This is a genomic window from Streptomyces sp. NPDC020917 (genome assembly GCF_044333795.1).
GTDB lineage: Bacteria > Actinomycetota > Actinomycetes > Streptomycetales > Streptomycetaceae > Actinacidiphila.
The window spans coordinates 206,705-225,702 of the sequence record NZ_JBIRRR010000004.1; the positions used below are offsets into that span (position 1 = coordinate 206,705).

Below are 18,998 nucleotides of genomic sequence, written 5' to 3' on the forward strand. Positions count from 1 at the left end.
CAACCTCGTGAGCAACCCGTCAGTTCCGGCATCCATGAGTAGTTCGTCACTTAGCACATCAGTGCGGTTTCGGCCACTCCAACGCTGGCTGTCGGTGCGGTCTGCCATGCTCACTGCGTCGCATCAAGGGCGGTGGCTGGGAGGGGTCCGTGGGGAAGAAGGCGCGACGGCAGACGCGAAAGAAAAAGGCGAAAAATGGGATTGCAATCTATCATGACATGAAGGTGTATGAGAATTTCGAGCGGAGCGCTCTGCGCATCTTCGAGTGCATCAAGAACGCCGAGAAGGTTTCACCTGGTGCCCCGCGATACCTCTATATTGACATCCAGGGCCATAGGAATGAAGCCGGCGGATACGATCACGACGCCTTTGAATTGATCCAAGACTATTCTCTTGGGTTCCTGTTGGACTACTTGACGGAGATTCACACCCCGCTCTATGGCGTGCGGAACCGGAGTAGGCAGCGCAACAACATGCCTGACGTCCTGCGGATCGGTCATCCGGACGATGGCAGCAAGTACGGCTACGATGCCGGGTCCCTAAAGATTCAGCCTCGCGAGGGGGCGCCGGTTACCAGGAAGACGGCGCCGACCGTACGGGCAATTTCGGACTATCTAGGCATGGAGGAGGCCGCCTGTTTGGTGTGCTGGCGTAAGCCAGTTGAGCGGGCGCACGTCGTCCCGACCTCTCTAGGGGGCTCTATGGACGTCAAGAACTTCGCGCTTCTATGCAAAGACCATCACGCCGAGGCTCCAGACGTAGCTGACGCGGAAAGCTTCTGGGCATGGATTGACTACGCAGAGCTTAGAGATAGCCCGGGCAAGTGGGTGGACGCTCCCGAGGAACTGAAGGAGTTCATGCAGAAGCATAATGTCCGGGTCGGACATAAGCCGCGCGAGCCTCTATCCTTCTTCTCGGCCGTCAAGGAGGAACTGTGGTCTCTCTACGGCTGGAATGATCGAGATCTGAGTAGGGTGGCTTGGCCGGATCTGATGGACGAGTTTCATTGCGTCCTGGATGCGGCAACAGGGCGACACTTCTCTATCGATAAAAAGGTCTCTACTTACGCCTGGGCTTATGACATTGCACTGAGGAGGATCGCCGGAGATGCTCACCGTGTTATACGCGACACTCCTGACGCAGGTCGGCAGAGCCCGAATGGGTGAGTCGAGTGTGGGCAGGTTCTTGCCTCCGTTCTTCTGGAAGTGGTGCGGACCGCTGATGAGTCAGCGCTGGTTGTTGGCATTTGTCAAAGCGAACGGGACGCTGAAATTCGTCCTCGGCCCGCTACTTCCCCTGCTCCCATCCCGTCTGCCGTCGGCCCGCACTCCTGTGGAGCGGGCGTGGTTCAGGGCGTCAAGGTGGAGCGCGCCACTGCACGAACGACCTTGACGCCCTGGGCCGCGACTGCTCGGCTTGCCCCGGGCCGGTGGCAGTCGGGACGGGAGACCCCGCACCCGTCCACGACGAACCCGCGGGCGCCGGCCGGACCTCGTCCATCTCGGAGTCTGAGCGCCCCCGCCGGAGGCACCTCTTTGACTCCGGCTGTACGTCTCGCCTCATGCCATCGGCCTTCCCCTCGCGGGCGCGTGGCACGGGCCGTGACGAGCGGGGTGGAGACACGCCCGGCGGAGCGGCAGCGACGCCGGGTGCCTTGAAGACGTAGAGAAAGTTTGAGCCACGTCTGACTGTTCGAGACCCAACCGCAGTCCTACTTGCCGCGGAGGGCACGCACAACTTGGGCCCAAGCCCGGATGATGGCGGGCCGCTGATCCGGACGGGCGCCTCGCAGGGACAGTGAAATCGGTACGGCGAGTGCAATACAGATCACTGAGACCAGAACAGCAAGAGGCCAGGTGATGCTGGACAGGATCATCAGCTACGTCCCCCGTCCTCGGTGTGTATAGCAACGACGCCATACGCCAGCCGAGACAGTTGGCGATAACTGAAGATCCCGTGCCTGTGGTCCGGGCCTTCACTGACTATGAAGCGCTATGAAGCACTTGTTTATGGTTCGCCCCGATGCCGTGCGGTTCAGGAGCGCCGGGAGCCCCCACAGGTTGGTTCCCGACGGTGATGCGCGGTAGCCAACACGCGCTCACGGTGGCAAGTGCGGCCCTGAGCAGCCCCGGGATCAGAGGTTGTACCGCAACTCCAGGTCGTCGCCGGGGAGTTGGAGCTCCTCCAGGGCGAGGGGTTTGTCGTGCTCGTTGAGGGTGACGCGGAGGATGACCAGGATGGGGACGCCTTCGGGGAGGCGGAGAGTCTGGGCCTGGTCGGGGAGGGGCATCCGCGGGCGGAGGTACTCCGTGAAGTGGAGCTCGTGGCCGAGCTCGGCCAGAGCCGTGTAGAGCTGGGGGGCCGGCGGGGGTGCTTCCTCCTCGTACTTGGTGCCGACCAGGATGGAGAACGGCACGTAGGTGCGGTGGAGTTGGCGGAGGCCTGGGTCTGCGGTCTGCAGGGCGTCGTAGGTGTAGAGCGGTTCGCCCGGCGGGACGCGGAGGAGATCGGCTAGGGCGAGCGGTGCGTCCGTGCGGGTGGCGATCGGCGTTTCCGCCTCGGTCCACTTGATGCCGTCCGCCTCGGCGTACGTGGCGTTGCTGCCACGGCGGACACCGCGGGGGCGGGTCATGCTCGGGCGGCTGTGAGGGGAGCGGACGAAGGTACCGCGGCCCATGATGGCCTCGACCAAGCCGGACGCCCGTAGCTCCGTGAGCCCCTGACGGACCGTGGGACGCGTCACACCGAACTGCTTCGCGAGCGCTTCCTCGGACGGGAGCGGCTGGCCGGCCGGGAACGTGCCGTCCAGGATGCCCCGGCGCAGGTAGTCGGCGATCTGCCGGTACTTGGGCTGCGTGTTCTCCGCTGGCATCGGGCCTCCGCTGGCCTGCTGGGTTCCCTCGGCGTCCATCTCGCTGGACGTGCTGTTCATCTCGATGGACAGCTTCCCCCATCCCAAGTCACTTGACAACCCGTACTACGGGTCGCACTCTGGACTCGCAACCCGTACTACGGGTTGTCAACCAGAGTCGGCGTACGCCGACTCCCAGCGATCCCAGAGGAGTTCAGACAGTGGCAAGCCTTCCGATCGACACCGCCAAGTACACGGCGATCATCTGCGCGGTGCCCCCGGCGCCGCGTATCGCCAACCGAGAGACCGGCCAGCTCCGGGTGGACCGCGAGACCGGCCAGACGATGTACCAGGTCGGCCTGTGCCTGATGGCCGGGTCGTCCGCGGACGTGGTGAACGTGAGCGTGCCCGGGGAGCCCAGCGGCGTGAAGTTGGGGATGCCCGTGCAGGTGCGGGACCTCATGGCCACGCCGTGGGAGAACGACGGGCGGCACGGCATCGCCTTCCGCGCGTCCGAGATCCGTCCGCTGTCCGCCCCGACCTCGCCCACCGGGGCGGGCAAGGGGGCCGGACAGTGACTCTTCTCGAAGGGACGGGCGCCGCTCACTCCATACCGAGCGGCTTCCTGATAGCGGTCCTCGCCATCGCGGCCGGCCTCATCGTCGCCGGTCCGGCGCTGCGCCGCCGCTTCCCGGTCGCCTGGTGGCTCCTGTTCGGCTTCCCCGTGGCGTGCTTACGTGTGGCCCGCACCTGGCGGCCCCTGATGGCTGGGTGCGGACTGGCAGTGAGCCGCAAGGCGGCGCTGACCGTGGTGTCCGGACTCGTGGGCAACGGCGCGGCTCCGCCGCAACCGCGAGTGCCGCGACGCGGGGTGATACGCCCGACGGCTGGCGGGTTCTGGTTCGTCGTGCGGCTGCTGCCCGGCCAGGTCCCGCAGGACTTCGCCAAGGCCGCGCCCGCGATGGCAGAGAACTGGCAAGCGCACGTCGTGCGCGTCACGCCGTGGAAACCCGGCTTCGTCCGCGTCGTGGCCTCGGTCGGCGATACGCTCGCCGCGCCTCGCGTACCGCAGCAGCGGGGGAGTGGTCGACTGCTCCGCGTGGCCGTGGGGGCGCTGGAAACAGGCGCCCAGTGGGTCATGGACCTGCGCGAGATGCCGCACTGGCTGATCGTCGGGGCCACCCGTTCCGGCAAGTCCACGCTGATCAATGCCCTCGTTGCTGGGCTGGCACCGCAACCGGTCGCCCTGGTCGGCATCGACTGCAAGGGCGGCATGGAGCTGTCGCTCTACGGCCCGCGGCTCTCGGCGCTGGCCACCAACCGAACGCAAGCCGTCCGGCTCCTCGCGGCGCTCGTGGACGAGACGACGGGCCGGATGGCCTTGTGCCGCGCAGTGCGTGTGCGGAACGTGTGGGGTCTGCCCGACGACGTCCGGCCGGTGCCGATCGTCGTGATCGTCGACGAGCTGGCGGAGCTGTCGCCGCCCGCAGTGAGAAGGACGAAGCTCAGGCGGCCGGAACCGCATTGATCCGGCTGGCTCAACTGGGCGCGGCCTTGGGCGTGTTCCTGGTCGTCGCGGGGCAACGGGTCGGCTCCGATCTCGGGCCCGGGGTTACTGCCCTCCGGGCGCAACTCGGCGGCCGGGTCTGCCATCGCGTCGCCGACCCCGGCACTGCGGAGATGGCCCTCGGGGACCTCAACCCCGATGCCCTCAAGGCTGCCCAAGCCATCCGGCCGGACCAAGCCGGCACCGCCGTACTCGCATCCGGAGACGGCTGGGAACGGGCCCGCTCGCACCTGGTCTCCGAGACGGACGCCGAAGCGACTGCGGCCCAGTACGCCCACCTGACCCCCGACCTTCCCGACCTCCGAGACGCAGTGGGCTCGTTCGAGCCGCACAAGGGAACCGGGCTCGGGACGGTCCTCCTCGAACGCCTCGACCGAGAAGACACCGCCTGAGGGGAGCCGAGAAGTGATCGTGTCGATGTCGGCCGTGCTCCTGCTCGGCCTCCTGATCTGGTTCCTGCTCCGCATCCGCTACCTGCGGTGGGCCGACTTCCTGATCTGCGGAATGTTCGGCTTCCTTCTCGCGGCCACCGGGGCTGGCCCGCTCGTCCGGACGGCGCTCGTCGGTCTGAGCACCTTCCTCGGCCAACTGAGCTTCTGATCAACCCCCCTCACGTCCAAGGGGACACCCATGCCCAGAACCACCACCGCGCTCCTGAGCGCGAAGGGCTCCCGGCGGGGCGCGAAGTCGCCAAACCCGACCCCGCCAGGAACCCACTCCATCCGCCACATGAGCAGTGAAAGGAGCACACACACTGTGTCCACCGCCAACCGTCCGCGCAACTCGCGCCCGCCTGAGTGTGAGGAGCGCAAGCCGGACCGCCCGTCGTGCGCCGGCCGGGAACAAGTCGTACTCGTCGGCCTGGACGGCTTCGAGCGCTGGCTGTGCCCGGCGCACGCCGCCGCGCTCTGGCTGACCACCCCACCCTGAGGTTCAGCGCCAAGACCCGACCCGAGGCCATCACCGCCGTGATGTGGGAGGCGTTCGGGGGCGGCCGCCGATGATTCCCATCCGGAATGACGTGACCGCACTCCTCGGCAGGGCAGCAGAGCCCGACTTCGCTGCCTGGTACCGCAACATCGTCCGCCTCGGCGGCTGCACCAACCCGATTCACCTCGTCGGCGGCTCGGATCTCCTCGACCTGGCGAGCGGTGAGGTGTTGTGGTCGTACGGCTCGACGACGTACGGCGGCCGACTGCTCGTCGCGTGCGGCAACCGACGGACGAGCGTCTGCCCGACCTGCGCGCGTACCTACCGCGCCGACACCTACCAGCTCATCCGGGCCGGGCTCGTCGGCGGCAAGTCGACCCCGGCGGCGGTCGAGGGCCATCCCCGAGTGTTCGCCACACTGACCGCCCCCGGATTCGGAGCCGTCCACGGTCGACGGGAACGCGACGGCAGGGTACGGACCTGCCGTCCGCGTCGAACGGTGGCCCACTGCCCGCACGGTGTGCAGCTGGGATGCGCCGAACGGCACTCCGCGGACGATCGTCGACTCGGCGAACCGCTCTGCGCGCGCTGCTACGACTACGCGGGCGCCGTGCTCTGGCAGGCATCGGCCGGCCGACTGTGGCACCGGTTCGCGCTGGAATTGCGTCGAGAGATCGCCCGGCGAGCGGGCCTGTCCCGTACGGCACTGGGCGATTCGGTCCGGGTGTCGTACGCCAAGGTCGCCGAGTACCAGCGGCGCGGCCTGGTCCACTTCCATGCGGTCGTCCGACTCGACGGCCCGGAGGGTCCCGAGTCGGTTCCGCCAGGCTGGGCCTCGACCGAGCTGCTTGCGGGCGCCGTGGTCGAGTCGGTTAGTCGGGTCCGGCTGATCGCTCCCGGGCCGGACGTTGTCGGCCGACGGGTTCTGCGGTTCGGGGCCCAGGTCGACGTACGACCGATTGCGGAGTTCGGGGCCGGTGAGCTGACGTCGGCCGCGGTGGCCGGCTACATCGCCAAGTACGCGACGAAAGGCGCTGAGGCGGCCGGCGCGATGGACGGACGCATTCACCATGCCCGGGAGTTGGTGCTCCTGCCGGTTCGACGGCACGTCTTGCGCATGGTCGGTACGTGCTGGTGGCTGGGCGGACTGCCTGACTTCGAGCCGCTCGGTCTGCGCCGCTGGGCGCACATGCTCGGCTATGGCGGCCACTTCTCGACCAAGTCGCGCCGCTACTCGACCACCCTCACAGCCTTACGGCAGGCCCGAACCGAGCATCGCGCCGAGGAGCAGCGAGCGGCGCTCGGCCTCGGCGGCCGGTCCATCGTCACGGTCGGCCAGTGGCGGTACGCGGGGCGCGGCTATTCGCCGGCGGCGGCACTCGTGGCGGCATCGGTCGGGGAGGGCGGTGATCACCATGGCGTGTGAGCTGCTGGGAGAGCTGCTGACTGTCCGGGAAGTGCTCGGGGAGCTGGGCGGGGTCTCCCGGCGCACCTTCTACCGCTGGCGTGAGCTGGGTATCGCCCCGGTCTGTATCCGGCTCCCGAATGGGGAGCTCCGGGTCCGGCGTTCGGTCCTGAACGCCTGGCTGGAGGAGCGGGCGGAGGGGACGGCGTGAAGTCGTACAAGGTCTCCGTCTGGAAGCTGAGCGAGAACCGCTCGGCGAAGAAGCCGACGTATCTCGTGCGGTGGTCGGTGGACAAGGTGCCGTTTCATGAGGTCTTCAAGACCAAGGCGCTCGCCGACCGGTTCCGGGCCAAGCTTCTGCGAGCGGTAGACAAGGGCGAGCCCTTCGACACGGTGTCGGGGCTCCCGGACTCGCTGCGGGGCGGAAAGGCGGCGCTGTCCTTCCTCGACCTGGCGGTGAAGTACATCGACCACCGTTGGGCGGAAGCGTCGGCCAAGCACCGGGACAGCATGACCGACGCTCTGGCCGGCGTGGTGCCCGTGCTGGTCAAGGCGGGACGCGGACGGCCTTCGCCGGAAGTGCTGCGGCGAGCCCTGCGGTCTTACGTGCTGCCGGTCACGCGTCGGGACCGTGAGCGGCCGGAGGAGATCGTTGCCGCGGTGAAGTGGATCGAGCGGGCCTCGCTGCCGGTCGGCGAACTGCATGAGGTCGCCCGGGTGCATGAGCTGATCGACGCGCTGGGCCGGAAGCTGAACGGCAGGCCGGCGGCCACGCAGACGTATCGGCGTCGGCGCGCGGTGGTCTTCAACGCGTTGGAGTACGCGATTGAGCTGGAAGTGTTGCAGTCCAACCCGTTCACGCGTGTCCGTCGTAAGCGCGGGAAGCGGCCTGTCCAGGAGGTTGACCGCAGGGTCGTGGTCAATCCTCGGCAGGCGCGGGAGCTTCTGACGGCGGTGACGTACGTGGGTGCGTACGACCGGGCCACTGGCCGGCGACTCCAGGCCTTCTTCGGCTGTCTCTACTACGCGGCCATGCGGCCGGGGGAGGCTCTGGGCCTGCGCCTGTCGGACTGCACTCTCCCGGAGAGGGGCTGGGGGCGCATCGAGCTGTCGGAGACCCGTCCCACCGCCGGGAAGGCGTGGACCGACTCCGGCGAGGCTCACGACCACCGGGGCCTGAAACAGCGGGAGAAGGGTGAGGTGCGGGTCGTTCCGATCCCGCCTCCGCTGGCGCGGCTGCTCCTGGAGCACGTTGAGGAGTTCGGCACCGCGGACGACGGGCGGCTGTTCCAGAGCGAGTACGGCAACGTCGTTGCCGCGTCGTCGTACTCCCGGGCGTGGAAGCAGGCCCGGGAGCTGGCTCTCCTGCCCACCCAGGTCGCCTCGGTGATGGCCGCCCGGCCCTACGACCTGCGACACGCAGGCGTCTCGCAGTGGCTTAACTCCGGAGTACCTGCTCCCGAGGTTGCGGCCCGCGCCGGCCACTCGGTGGACGTGCTGCTGAAGATCTACACCAAGTGCATCGACGGCCAAGAAGAAGAGATGAACGAGCGGATCATGAGGGGGCTCGGAGGAGAGGAATCCGAGGACTCTGTGATGTAGGGAGCTACGTCGAAAGCTGGGCATGCGGGCCTCTGGAAGGACTCAGGGGCCCGTTTGTGTTGTCTCGGCCTCCAGACTGCCTTCTTGTACGGCGACTTGATTGTCTCGACCATGGTCTGATGAGCGGATTAGGGGATCTCTTCGGTCAAACGGCTAGTGCGCTCTTCGGCACGCTCGTCGGAGGCGCGATCACTTTTGTCGTTACCCGTTGGCAGTTAACTAAGACGATGGCCGCCGAAGCGGCCCTTGCGGCGGAACAGCGCCGTACCGATGCCCGGCTCGCCAGTGCTGAGCGGGCAGGCAACGCCTCGCGGCTCCTACTTGAGCGGTTGGCGGATCTCTATGCCTACCTTCCCTCCCTCCCCGATGTTTCGAAAGCGATCCGACGCTGAGTCGTGGTGCGCGCGAACGTTGCTCGTCAGCCATGGAGTCGCTTCGTCGCGGAATGCACACCGAGCTGCTCTCCATTCCCGTCGTCGAGGTTCGAGATCGCTACCGGATACTGGTGCGGCTCGTCTACGACGTTGGTTGGCGCGGCATTGGATGTCCGCACAGAGAGCGACAGATACGCGACGTGCGGACCTACCTTCGCTACGTGCAAGCAACCCTTGAGTCCGCTATCGACGGCGTGCAGCTCCCGCCATGGATCGATGTACCCGACCTGGGCCGGCCAGACGGCGAACTCTGGTCACCGGAGCCCGGACGTTGGTGGTCAGACCCCGCCGACGGGAGTTGAGGATCGCCACGTGACCTGGGTCGATGCCGTCAAGATCATTACGTCGTCATTACGTGATCACTGGCAAACGGCTGCCGCGAGCCGCGTTCGGCTGCGCACATGCGAAGACCCCGCCTTCAGCGTTGTGGCTGGTGGCGGGGTCTGCTGGCACCTACTGCGAGGTGCCCCCGGCAGGATTCGAACCTGCGCACACGGCTCCGGAGGCCGTTGCTCTATCCCCTGAGCTACGGGGGCGACGGGAAGAACACTACCAGCTCGCGGGGGGTGGGCTGGACAGGGTTTTGCGGGGCGGGGGAGGGGGTGGGTGCGGGTGGGGCAAGGGGGTGGAGGAGGTTCACCCGTGGCGGGGAAGAAAACGGAAAACGCGGGCGGCTCCCCAGCGGCCCGCCTACGCTTTCCTGTGTGACGGGCGCGTCCGGCCGGGTCCTTGTGGTGGATGACAACAAGGTGATCCGGCAACTGATCAGGGTCAACCTTGAGCTGGAGGGCTTCGAGGTCGTGACCGCGGGCGACGGTGCCGAGTGCCTGGAGATCGTCCACAGCGTCCGCCCCGACGTCGTCACCCTCGACGTGGTCATGCCCCGCCTCGACGGCATCCGCACCGCCGCCCGGCTCCGTTCCGACCCCCGCACCCGCGCCCTGGGCATCGTCATGGTCAGCGCCGGGCCCCTTCCCGACGGTGTCGGGGACGCCTATCTGGCCAAGCCGTTCGAGCCGGCCGAACTCGTCGAGACGGTGCGCGGGCTCGTCTGCCGCGGCGCGGCCCTCGAGCACCCGCCGATCGCGCCCTCGACGGACCAGCCGCCCGAGCAGCCGTGCGGCCGCACCGCGGCCCACCCGGGGGCCTGAGCCGCGCCCACCCCGCGAACGTGCCGGGGCGACCCGTCCCACCTCGTGAAACCCGCTCGCCCTCCCACCCCTCACCTCGCCTACGCTTGCCCCCGTGACACCCGCCGAGCTCTCCCGCACCGTCCTGGCGACGGTCCGGCGCGCTGTCCTGGCGGAAGAACTGCAGGTCGACGCAGTGCCCGAGAAGATCGCGGTGCAGCGGCCGTCCCGCCCGGGCTGCGGGGACTACGCGACCAACGTCGCCCTCCAGCTCGCCGGCCCGGCCGGACGCAGCGCGGGCGAGGTCGCCGAACTGCTCGCTCGCCGCCTGGCCAAGGAGCCGGGCATCGCCCTGGTCGAGATCGCCGGCCCCGGCTTCCTCAACATCACCCTCGACTCCAACGCGTACGCGGACGTGGTCCGGCAGGTCCGCGAGCAGCGCGACGCCTACGGCCGCAGCGACGCGCTGGCCGGCGAGGCCGTGACCATGACGGCGGACCCGCGGCGGCTGCGCGGCCCCGTCGTCGCTGAGACGGTCAACCTCCTCCTCCGGGCCGCCGGCGCGGAACCCGGTCCGCCCGAGCCGGTCACCGTCGCCGAGCCCGAGCCCGAGCCCGAGCCCGAGCCGGTCACGGGTGCCGAGCCCGAGCCGGTCACGGGTGCCGAACCCGGTCCGCCCGAGCCGGTCGCCGTCCTCGCGCCCACCTCCGAGCCCGTCCTGGACGAGCCCGTCCCGGACCCTGCCGGCCTGGTCGCTGCCGGTCTCCCCGGCCCGGGCTACGCCACCCCCGCCTCCGGCCCGGACGCCGCCCCCAGCACCCGCGCCCCACACCCCCGTCCCCCCGCGCACCCGGCCGACCAGGCCGCCCTCCTCGGCCGCGACGCCGCCCGCTGGGCCCTGCTGCGGCCCCCCGCCGAGGACACCCCACGCCTGTCCGCGGACCTCCTCCGCCAGCACGAGTCCAACCCGCTGTTCCGCGTCCGCTACGCCCACGCCCGCACCCGGGCCCTCCTCCGCAACGCCCACGACCTGGGCGTCGACGTCGAGAGCGTCCACCACGTCGAGGCCGCCACGCCCCCGGCGGACAGATCCGCCGCCGCCACGCCCCCCGCGGACACACCCGCCGCCCCCACGCCCCCTGCGGAGCCGGCCCGTACCCCCGCGGCGGAGCCGGCTCCCGCGGAGCCGGCCCCCCACCACCCCGCCGAAACCGAACTCCTCGGCCTCATCGCCGACTTCCCGCGCGTGGTCGAGACGGCCGCCCGGCGCCGCGCGCCGGACCGGGTGGCCCGGCACCTGGAGCGGCTCGCGGACGCCTTCCTCCGCTTCCACGACGAGTGCCCGGCGCTGCCCAGGGGCGACGAGAAACCCTCGGCCGTCCACGCCGCCCGTGTCCGCCTTGCCGACGCCACGGGCATCGTGCTCGCCGACGGCCTGCTCCTGCTCGGCATCAGCGCCCCCGACCACCTCTGAGCCTCTGAGATCCCTCACCAGACCTCCGAGATCCCTGAACAGAAAGCCGCAGAGACGTGAGCCGCTCCGCACACCCCGCAGGTCCCCGCCACGCCGACGTCCTCCCCGAGGGCCACTACCAGGCGCCGCCCAGCGACCTGAACCACCTCGACCAGCGCGTCTGGTCGCGGACCGTCACCCGCAACGCCGACGGCGCGGTCGAGGTCGGCGGCCTGGACGTCCGGGCGCTGGCCGAGGAGTTCGGCACGCCCGCGTACTTCCTGGACGAGGCGGACTTCCGGTCCCGCTGCCGCGCCTGGCGGGCCGCGTTCGGGGACGACGCCGACGTGTTCTACGCCGGCAAGGCGTTCCTGTCCCGGGCGGTCGTCAAGTGGCTGACCGAGGAGGGCCTCAACCTCGACGTGTGCTCCGGCACCGAGCTGGCGGTCGCGCTGGACGCCGGGATGCCGGCCGAGCGGATCGCGCTGCACGGCAACAACAAGAGCACCGCCGAGATCGAGCGGGCGGTGACCGCGGGCGTGGGCCGGATCGTGCTCGACTCCTTCCAGGAGATCGTGCGGGTCGCCGCCATAGCGCAGGAGCACGGCGTGCGGCAGCGGGTGCAGATCCGGGTGACCGTCGGCGTCGAGGCGCACACCCACGAGTTCATCGCCACCGCGCACGAGGACCAGAAGTTCGGCCTGGCGCTCGCCGACGGCATGGCGGCCGAGGCGGTGCGCCGGGTGCTGAAGCTGGAGAGCCTCGAACTGGTCGGCATCCACAGCCACATCGGCTCGCAGATCTTCGACATGGCCGGCTTCGAGGTGGCCGCCCGCCGGGTGGTGTCGCTGCTCGGCGACGTCCGTGACGAGCACGGCGTGGAGTTGCCCGAGATCGACCTCGGGGGCGGCCTGGGTATCGCGTACACCTCGGAGGACGACCCGCGCGAGCCGCAGGACATCGCCAAGGCGCTGGGCGAGATCGTCACCCGGGAGTGCGAGTCGGCGGGGCTGCGGGTGCCGCGGCTGTCGGTGGAGCCGGGCCGGGCGATCGTCGGCCCGACCGCGTTCACCCTGTACGAGGTGGGCACGGTCAAGCCGCTGGAGGGGCTGCGCACCTACGTCAGCGTGGACGGCGGCATGTCGGACAACATCCGCACCGCGCTGTACGACGCCGAGTACACGGTGGCGCTGGTCTCCCGGACGAGTGACGCGCCGCCGATGCTCAGCCGGGTGGTGGGCAAGCACTGCGAGAGCGGCGACATCGTGGTGAAGGACGCGTTCCTGCCGTCCGACCTGGCGCCGGGCGACCTGCTCGCGGTGCCGGCCACCGGCGCGTACTGCCGCGCGATGGCGAGTAACTACAACCACGCGCTGCGTCCGCCGGTCGTGGCCGTGGCGGACGGCGGCGCACGGGTGATCGTGCGGCGCGAGACGGAGGACGATCTGCTCCGCCTGGACGTGGGCTGACCGGAAATTCACTGCAAGATCGCCGGGCGGACGCAATATCGTCCGGTGATCGACCGGTCTCGCGATCCGGACAGGGCGTGGTTTCTCCCGTCCGGTGAGTGAGACTGGTGGCGTCCACGCGGGGGCACGGCCCGCACGCGGTGGACGGCAGTGGGAAGTCGAGAGCAGGACGAGAAACGAGGTCGGATGATGCGTACGCGTCCGCTGAAGGTGGCGCTGCTGGGCTGCGGTGTGGTCGGCTCCGAGGTCACGCGCATCATCACGACGCAGGCGGACGATCTCGCCGCGCGGATCGGCGCCCCGATCGAGCTGGCCGGGATCGCGGTGCGCCGCCCCAACAAGGTGCGCGAGGGCGTGCCTTCCGAGCTGCTCACCACGGACGCGACGGAGCTGGTGAAACGCGGCGACCTCGACGTGGTCGTCGAGGTCATCGGCGGGATCGAGCCGGTCCGCACGCTGATCACCACCGCGTTCGAGCACGGCGCCTCGGTCGTCTCGGCGAACAAGGCGCTGCTGGCCGCCGACGGTGCCAGCCTGCACGCCAAGGCCGTGGAGCACGGCGTCGACCTGTACTACGAGGCCGCGGTCGCCGGCGCCATCCCGCTGATCAGGCCGCTGCGCGAGTCGCTGGCCGGCGACAAGGTCAACCGGGTCCTCGGCATCGTCAACGGCACCACCAACTTCATGCTCGACAAGATGGACTCCACCGGCGCCGGCTACAGCGAGGCGCTGGACGAGGCCACCGCGCTGGGGTACGCCGAGGCCGACCCGACGGCCGACGTGGAGGGCTTCGACGCGGCCGCCAAGGCCGCGATCCTGGCCGGGATCGCCTTCCACACCCGGGTCACCATCGACGACGTGCACCGCGAGGGCCTGACCGAGGTGACGGCCGCGGACATCGCGTCCGCGAAGAAGATGGGGTGCACCGTCAAGATGCTCGCGATCTGCGAGCGCAGCGCCGACGGCCGCTCGGTCACGGCCCGGGTGCACCCCGCGATGATCCCGCTCAGCCACCCGCTCGCCTCGGTCCGCGAGGCGTACAACGCCGTCTTCGTCGAGGCGGAGGCGGCCGGGCGGCTGATGTTCTACGGTCCCGGCGCGGGCGGTGCACCCACCGCCTCCGCCGTCCTCGGCGACCTGGTGGCCGCCTGCCGCAACAAGCTCGCGGCGACCACCGGTGCCGGCGAGTCCGCGTACACGCAACTGCCGGTCAGCCCGATGGGCGATGTGGTCACCCGCTACCACATCAGCCTTGACGTGGCGGACAAACCGGGCGTCCTGGCTCAGGTCGCGACGGTGTTCGCCGAGCACGACGTGTCCATCGACACGGTGCGCCAGCAGGGCAGGAACCAGGGCAGCGGCGACGAAGCCGCCTTCGAGCAGGGCAGCGGCGGGCAGCGGCGGGAGGGCGGCGAGGCGTCGCTGGTCGTCGTCACCCATCGCGCACCGGACGCCGCGCTCTCCGCGACGGTCTCCAGCCTGCGGAAACTCGACACCGTGCGCGGCGTCGCCAGCATCATGCGTGTGGAAGGGGAGTAAGGCCGCCATGAACAGCACCAACGGAACCATCGACCAGCCCCGAATGTCCGGCACCCACCAGTGGCGCGGCATCATCGAGGAGTACCGGGACCGGCTGCCGGTCACCGCGAGCACTCCGGTGGTGACGCTGCTGGAGGGTGGCACCCCGCTCGTCCCGGCCCAGCTGCTGTCCGAGCGGACCGGTTGCGACGTCTACCTCAAGGTCGAGGGCGCGAACCCGACCGGGTCCTTCAAGGACCGCGGCATGACCATGGCCATCTCCAAGGCCAAGGAGGAGGGCGCGCAGGCCGTCATCTGCGCCTCCACCGGCAACACCTCGGCCTCGGCCGCCGCCTACGCGGTTCGCGCGGGCATGGTCTGCGCGGTGCTCGTGCCGCAGGGCAAGATCGCGCTCGGCAAGATGGGCCAGGCGCTGGTCCACGGCAGTCGGATCCTCCAGGTCGACGGGAACTTCGACGACTGCCTGGACCTGGCCCGCGGGCTGAGCGAGAAGTACCCGGTGGCGCTGGTCAACTCGGTGAACCCGGTGCGGATCGAGGGCCAGAAGACGGCCGCGTTCGAGATCGTGGACGCGCTCGGGGACGCCCCCGACATCCATGTCCTGCCGGTCGGCAACGCGGGCAACATCACTGCGTACTGGAAGGGTTACCGCGAGTACGCGGCGGACGGGGTGTCCACCCGCAAGCCGCGGATGTGGGGCTTCCAGGCGTCCGGCTCGGCGCCGATCGTCAACGGGGCGCCGGTGCGGCAGCCGCAGACCATCGCCACCGCGATCCGGATCGGCAACCCCGCCTCCTGGACCTTCGCCGAGGAGGCCAGGGACGCGTCCGGCGGCCTGATCGAGGCGGTGACCGACCGTCAGATCCTGTCCGCCTACCGGCTGCTGGCCGCCAGGGAGGGCGTCTTCGTGGAGCCCGCGTCGGCCGCCTCGGTCGCCGGCCTGCTGAAGGCCGCCGAGGAGGGCCGGGTCGACCCGGGCCAGCGGATCGTCTGCACGGTCACCGGAAACGGCCTGAAGGACCCCGACTGGGCCGTCGCCGGAGCACCCCAGCCGACCACCGTCCCGGTGGACGCCGACGCCGCCGCCGACCACCTCGGCCTGCGCTGACGACGGGGGCGCACGCGCGGCGGACGACACGCATCGCGCGCGGTGCGTGCGCCCTATGTCGCAGGAGAACCTTCCTTCGATAGGCTTACCTCGGTGGCACCGCAGCGTGCCCCGCATCCGGCGGATGCCAAAACCGCCTTTCCCGCCCAGCCGCGACGGCAATGGAGCCGCGCCCGCAGGGCGCACCGCACAAGGAGATTCGTCGAACGATGGCCGGTCCCGCGTTCCGCGCCGCCGCAGTACGGGTGCGCGTCCCCGCGACCAGCGCCAACCTGGGCCCCGGTTTCGACGCCTTCGGCCTGGCCTTGGGGCTGTACGACGACGTGGTGGTCCGCGTCGCCGACTCGGGCCTGCACGTCGACATCGCGGGCGAGAGCGCCGACACGCTGCCCCGCGACGAGAAGCACCTGGTCGTCCGGTCCCTGCGGACCGCCTTCGACCTGCTCGGCGGCCAGCCGCGCGGCCTGGAGGTGGTGTGCGCCAACCGCATCCCGCACGGGCGCGGCCTGGGCTCCTCCTCCGCGGCCATCTGCGCGGGCATCATCGCCGCCCGCGCGGTGACCATAGGCGGGCCGGCCGTGCTGGACGACACCGCACTGCTGGAACTGGCCACCGAGATCGAGGGCCACCCCGACAACGTCGCCGCCTGCCTGCTCGGCGGCTTCACCGTCGCCTGGACCGAGGGCGGCGCCGCCCGGGCGATCCGGATGGACCCCGCGCCGTCGCTGATTCCGGTGGTCTTCATCCCCGCCGCCCCGCTGCTCACCGAGACCGCCCGCGGCATGCTGCCGCGCAGCGTGCCGCACGTGGACGCGGCGGCCAACGCCGGCCGGGCCGCGCTGCTCGTGGAGGCGCTCACCAGGCGCCCCGAGCTGCTGCTGCCCGCCACTGAGGACCGGTTGCACCAGGAGTACCGGGCGCCCGCCATGCCCGAGACGATCGCTCTGGTGAACCGCCTGCGCTCCGAAGGCGTCCCTGCAGTCGTGTCGGGTGCCGGGCCCACCGTGCTCGCGCTGTGCGACGAGGGGGGCGCGGACAAGGTCTCCCGGCTCGCGGGTGAGGGCTGGGCCGCCAATCGTCTGGCGCTCGATCAGACCGGAGCCAGTGTTCTGCCCCTCGCAGGGGGGCAGTGACACGATTGCCGGTCGGAGAGAGGGGGAATATGTGTGGGATCCGGTAGTGTTAATCTCAAGCCAGCATTCGCCGCCCGGTGGGCGCGATGCACTGTGTCCCCGCCTCTGCCGCGTCAGGCAGCGGCCGACACGTCTTCCGGGAGCCTCCCACACCGCATAGGCAGCTGACTGGGGAGTCGGGCAGCCTGTCTTCGCAGTGTCGAGCACGCTCCGGATTCGGTACGGGATCCGCGGTTCCACGGGTTTCCTCGCTACCGAGAGCACGTATGTATTTCTGCCGCCGTCAGGCGGACCACCGCCCCGGTTCTGAGCAGCGGAAACGCCCAGACCGGACAGCACGACCGGTCGCCGAGCCATTCAGGCCGACGTCCGCTCCAGGGAAGGACCCTTCGTGAGCGACACCACCGATCTGATGGGCGTGCGCGCAGACAACACTGTTGCCGCGTCCGACGCCGCTGCGCCTGCCACCGGTGCTGCCACGCCCAGTGCCGCGCGGCGCCGCCGGTCCGGTACCGGTCTGGACGGCATGGTCCTGGCCGAACTCCAGCAGCTCGCCTCCGGTCTCGGCATCAAGGGCACGGCGCGGATGCGCAAGAGCCAGCTGATCGAGACCATCAAGGAGCGCCAGGCCGGCGGCGGTGCCGCCGCCCCGCAGGCCGAGGCTCCCGCGGCCGAGAAGCCCAAGCGCCGGGCCACCTCGCGAGCGCGCCTGGAGGAGTCCGGGGACGCCGCGGGCAAGGCCGCCGCCACCGCGCCGGCCGAGTCGCAGCAGATCGAGATCCCCGGCCAGCCCGCCGGTGACAAGGGCGAGAAGGCCGCGCCGAAGGGCGAGGCCAAGGCCGAGTCGAAGGCCGAGGCCAAGTCCGAGCGCGCCGCGGAGGCGGCCGCCGACACCGCCGAGGGCAAGGGCGACGGCAAGCAGCAGGGCGGCGACGACCGCCAGGACCGCCAGCGCGGGCAGCGCGGCGACCGCCGGGAGCGGCAGCGCGACCGCCGCAACCGCGACGGCGAGCGCGGCGACCGCCAGCAGCAGGGCGGCGGCCAGGGCGGCCAGAACCAGCAGGGCGGCCAGGGCGGCCAGCAGGACGACGACGAGTTCGGCGAGGGCCGCGGCCGGCGCCGTGGCCGCTACCGCGACCGCCGGGGCCGCGGCCGGGGCCGTGACGAGTTCGCCGGCGGCGAGCCGCAGGTCGCCGACGACGACGTGCTGATCCCCGTCGCCGGCATCCTCGACATCCTGGACAACTACGCGTTCATCCGCACCTCCGGCTACCTGCCGGGGCCGAACGACGTGTACGTCTCCCTCGCCCAGGTCCGCAAGAACGGCCTGCGCAAGGGCGACCACGTCACCGGTGCGGTGCGCCAGCCCAAGGACGGCGAGCGCCGCGAGAAGTTCAACGCGCTGGTCCGGCTGGACTCCGCGAACGGCATGGGCGCCGACTCCGGCCGCGGCCGTCCGGAGTTCAACAAGCTCACCCCGCTGTACCCGCAGGACCGGCTCCGCCTGGAGACCGACCCGGGCGTGCTGACCACCCGGATCATCGACCTGGTGTCGCCGATCGGCAAGGGCCAGCGCGGTCTGATCGTGGCCCCGCCGAAGACCGGCAAGACCATGATCATGCAGGCGATCGCCAACGCGATCACCACCAACAACCCCGAGTGCCACCTGATGGTCGTGCTCGTGGACGAGCGGCCCGAAGAGGTCACCGACATGCAGCGGTCGGTGAAGGGCGAGGTCATCTCCTCGACCTTCGACCGCCCGGCCGAGGACCACACCACGGTCGCCGAGCTCGCCATCGAGCGCGCCAAGCGCCTGGTGGAGCTGGGCCACGACGTGGTCGTGCTGCTGGACTCCATCACCCGCCTGGGCCGCGCGTACAACCTCGCGGCGCCCGCCTCCGGCCGCATCCTGTCCGGTGGTGTCGACTCGACCGCGCTCTACCCGCCGAAGCGGTTCTTCGGCGCCGCGCGCAACATCGAGGACGGCGGCTCGCTGACCATCCTGGCCACCGCGCTGGTCGAGACCGGCTCCCGGATGGACGAGGTGATCTTCGAGGAGTTCAAGGGCACCGGCAACATGGAGCTCAAGCTCGACCGCAAGCTCGCCGACAAGCGCATCTTCCCCGCGGTGGACGTCGACGCGTCCGGCACCCGCAAGGAGGAGATCCTGCTGGGCGGCGAGGAGCTGGGCATCGTCTGGAAGCTGCGCCGGGTGCTGCACGCCCTGGACCAGCAGCAGGCGATCGAGCTGCTGCTGGACAAGATGAAGCAGACCAAGTCCAACGCCGAGTTCCTGATGCAGATCGCCAAGACCACCCCGGGCCAGAACAACGACTGAGCTCAACGCCGGGTCTGCGCCCGGTCATTGAAGGTGCTA

General features: G+C 70.1%; 16 protein-coding genes, 1 tRNA gene and 1 pseudogene. 16 read left to right on the forward strand and 2 right to left on the reverse strand.

Features of this window, described 5'->3' with window-relative positions:
* Window positions 1-149 precede the first annotated feature (149 nt).
* Complete coding sequence (locus ACH4TG_RS10835; protein ID WP_398241852.1) at window positions 150-1,166, forward strand: HNH endonuclease; 1,017 nt, start codon at window positions 150-152, stop codon at window positions 1,164-1,166.
* A 968-nt stretch (window positions 1,167-2,134) separates the two neighbouring features.
* On the opposite strand, the gene ACH4TG_RS10840 is transcribed toward ACH4TG_RS10835, so the two are convergent.
* Window positions 2,135-2,932 (reverse strand): GntR family transcriptional regulator, encoded by a 798-nt coding sequence (locus ACH4TG_RS10840; RefSeq protein ID WP_398241853.1) that lies wholly within the window; start codon window positions 2,930-2,932, stop codon window positions 2,135-2,137.
* Window positions 2,933-3,072: 140 nt separating this feature from the next.
* Between ACH4TG_RS10840 and ACH4TG_RS10845 the strand changes: the two genes are divergently transcribed.
* From ACH4TG_RS10845 to ACH4TG_RS10880, 8 genes and pseudogenes are all read left to right on the forward strand, one after another.
* Window positions 3,073-3,429 carry a hypothetical protein gene (locus ACH4TG_RS10845; RefSeq protein WP_398241854.1) on the forward strand — a complete coding sequence of 119 codons (357 nt, stop codon included), beginning with the start codon at window positions 3,073-3,075 and terminating at the stop codon, window positions 3,427-3,429.
* A 185-nt stretch (window positions 3,430-3,614) separates the two neighbouring features.
* Window positions 3,615-4,810: pseudogene (locus ACH4TG_RS10850) on the forward strand (FtsK/SpoIIIE domain-containing protein).
* Between the two features lie 13 nt (window positions 4,811-4,823).
* The gene (locus tag ACH4TG_RS10855) at window positions 4,824-5,018 is read left to right on the forward strand and encodes a hypothetical protein (RefSeq protein WP_398241855.1); all 195 of its coding nucleotides are present in this window, start codon (window positions 4,824-4,826) and stop codon (window positions 5,016-5,018) included.
* A 156-nt stretch (window positions 5,019-5,174) separates the two neighbouring features.
* Window positions 5,175-5,348 carry a hypothetical protein gene (locus tag ACH4TG_RS10860; protein ID WP_398241856.1) on the forward strand — a complete coding sequence of 58 codons (174 nt, stop codon included), beginning with the start codon at window positions 5,175-5,177 and terminating at the stop codon, window positions 5,346-5,348.
* A gap of 70 nt (window positions 5,349-5,418) precedes the next feature.
* Window positions 5,419-6,774: a replication initiator gene (locus tag ACH4TG_RS10865; RefSeq protein ID WP_398241857.1), complete on the forward strand. Its 1,356-nt coding sequence runs from the start codon at window positions 5,419-5,421 to the stop codon at window positions 6,772-6,774.
* Window positions 6,764-6,964 carry a helix-turn-helix transcriptional regulator gene (locus ACH4TG_RS10870; RefSeq protein ID WP_398242124.1) on the forward strand — a complete coding sequence of 67 codons (201 nt, stop codon included), beginning with the start codon at window positions 6,764-6,766 and terminating at the stop codon, window positions 6,962-6,964. The genes ACH4TG_RS10865 and ACH4TG_RS10870 overlap by 11 nt, the downstream gene beginning before the upstream one ends.
* Window positions 6,961-8,355: a tyrosine-type recombinase/integrase gene (locus tag ACH4TG_RS10875; RefSeq protein WP_398241858.1), complete on the forward strand. Its 1,395-nt coding sequence runs from the start codon at window positions 6,961-6,963 to the stop codon at window positions 8,353-8,355. Before ACH4TG_RS10870 ends, ACH4TG_RS10875 begins: the two co-directional genes overlap by 4 nt.
* A gap of 119 nt (window positions 8,356-8,474) precedes the next feature.
* A complete protein-coding gene (locus ACH4TG_RS10880) occupies window positions 8,475-8,747 on the forward strand; it encodes a hypothetical protein (RefSeq protein WP_398241859.1) in 273 nt (90 codons plus the stop codon).
* A gap of 506 nt (window positions 8,748-9,253) precedes the next feature.
* Here the strand turns inward: ACH4TG_RS10880 and ACH4TG_RS10885 are convergent.
* Window positions 9,254-9,325: transfer RNA gene (locus ACH4TG_RS10885), tRNA-Arg, on the reverse strand.
* A gap of 168 nt (window positions 9,326-9,493) precedes the next feature.
* On the opposite strand from ACH4TG_RS10885, the gene ACH4TG_RS10890 reads away from it, so the two are divergent.
* The 7 genes from ACH4TG_RS10890 to rho all read left to right on the forward strand — a co-directional run bounded on the left by ACH4TG_RS10890 (window position 9,494) and on the right by rho (window position 18,959).
* Window positions 9,494-9,940 (forward strand): response regulator, encoded by a 447-nt coding sequence (locus ACH4TG_RS10890; protein WP_398241860.1) that lies wholly within the window; start codon window positions 9,494-9,496, stop codon window positions 9,938-9,940.
* Between the two features lie 94 nt (window positions 9,941-10,034).
* On the forward strand, window positions 10,035-11,393 hold the full coding sequence (gene nrtL, locus ACH4TG_RS10895; protein WP_398241861.1) for an ArgS-related anticodon-binding protein NrtL: 1,359 nt from the start codon (window positions 10,035-10,037) through the stop codon (window positions 11,391-11,393).
* 56 nt (window positions 11,394-11,449) lie between these two features.
* The gene (gene lysA / locus ACH4TG_RS10900) at window positions 11,450-12,841 is read left to right on the forward strand and encodes a diaminopimelate decarboxylase (protein ID WP_398241862.1); all 1,392 of its coding nucleotides are present in this window, start codon (window positions 11,450-11,452) and stop codon (window positions 12,839-12,841) included.
* A gap of 186 nt (window positions 12,842-13,027) precedes the next feature.
* On the forward strand, window positions 13,028-14,380 hold the full coding sequence (locus ACH4TG_RS10905; protein ID WP_398241863.1) for a homoserine dehydrogenase: 1,353 nt from the start codon (window positions 13,028-13,030) through the stop codon (window positions 14,378-14,380).
* A 7-nt stretch (window positions 14,381-14,387) separates the two neighbouring features.
* Entirely contained in the window at window positions 14,388-15,488 is a 1,101-nt protein-coding gene (gene thrC / locus ACH4TG_RS10910) for a threonine synthase (RefSeq protein WP_398241864.1), read from the forward strand.
* A 209-nt stretch (window positions 15,489-15,697) separates the two neighbouring features.
* Window positions 15,698-16,621, forward strand: coding sequence for a homoserine kinase (gene thrB / locus ACH4TG_RS10915; protein WP_398241865.1), 924 nt, complete (start codon window positions 15,698-15,700; stop codon window positions 16,619-16,621).
* A 391-nt stretch (window positions 16,622-17,012) separates the two neighbouring features.
* Window positions 17,013-18,959: a transcription termination factor Rho gene (rho, locus tag ACH4TG_RS10920; RefSeq protein ID WP_398241866.1), complete on the forward strand. Its 1,947-nt coding sequence runs from the start codon at window positions 17,013-17,015 to the stop codon at window positions 18,957-18,959.
* The last annotated feature ends 39 nt before the right edge of the window (window positions 18,960-18,998 follow it).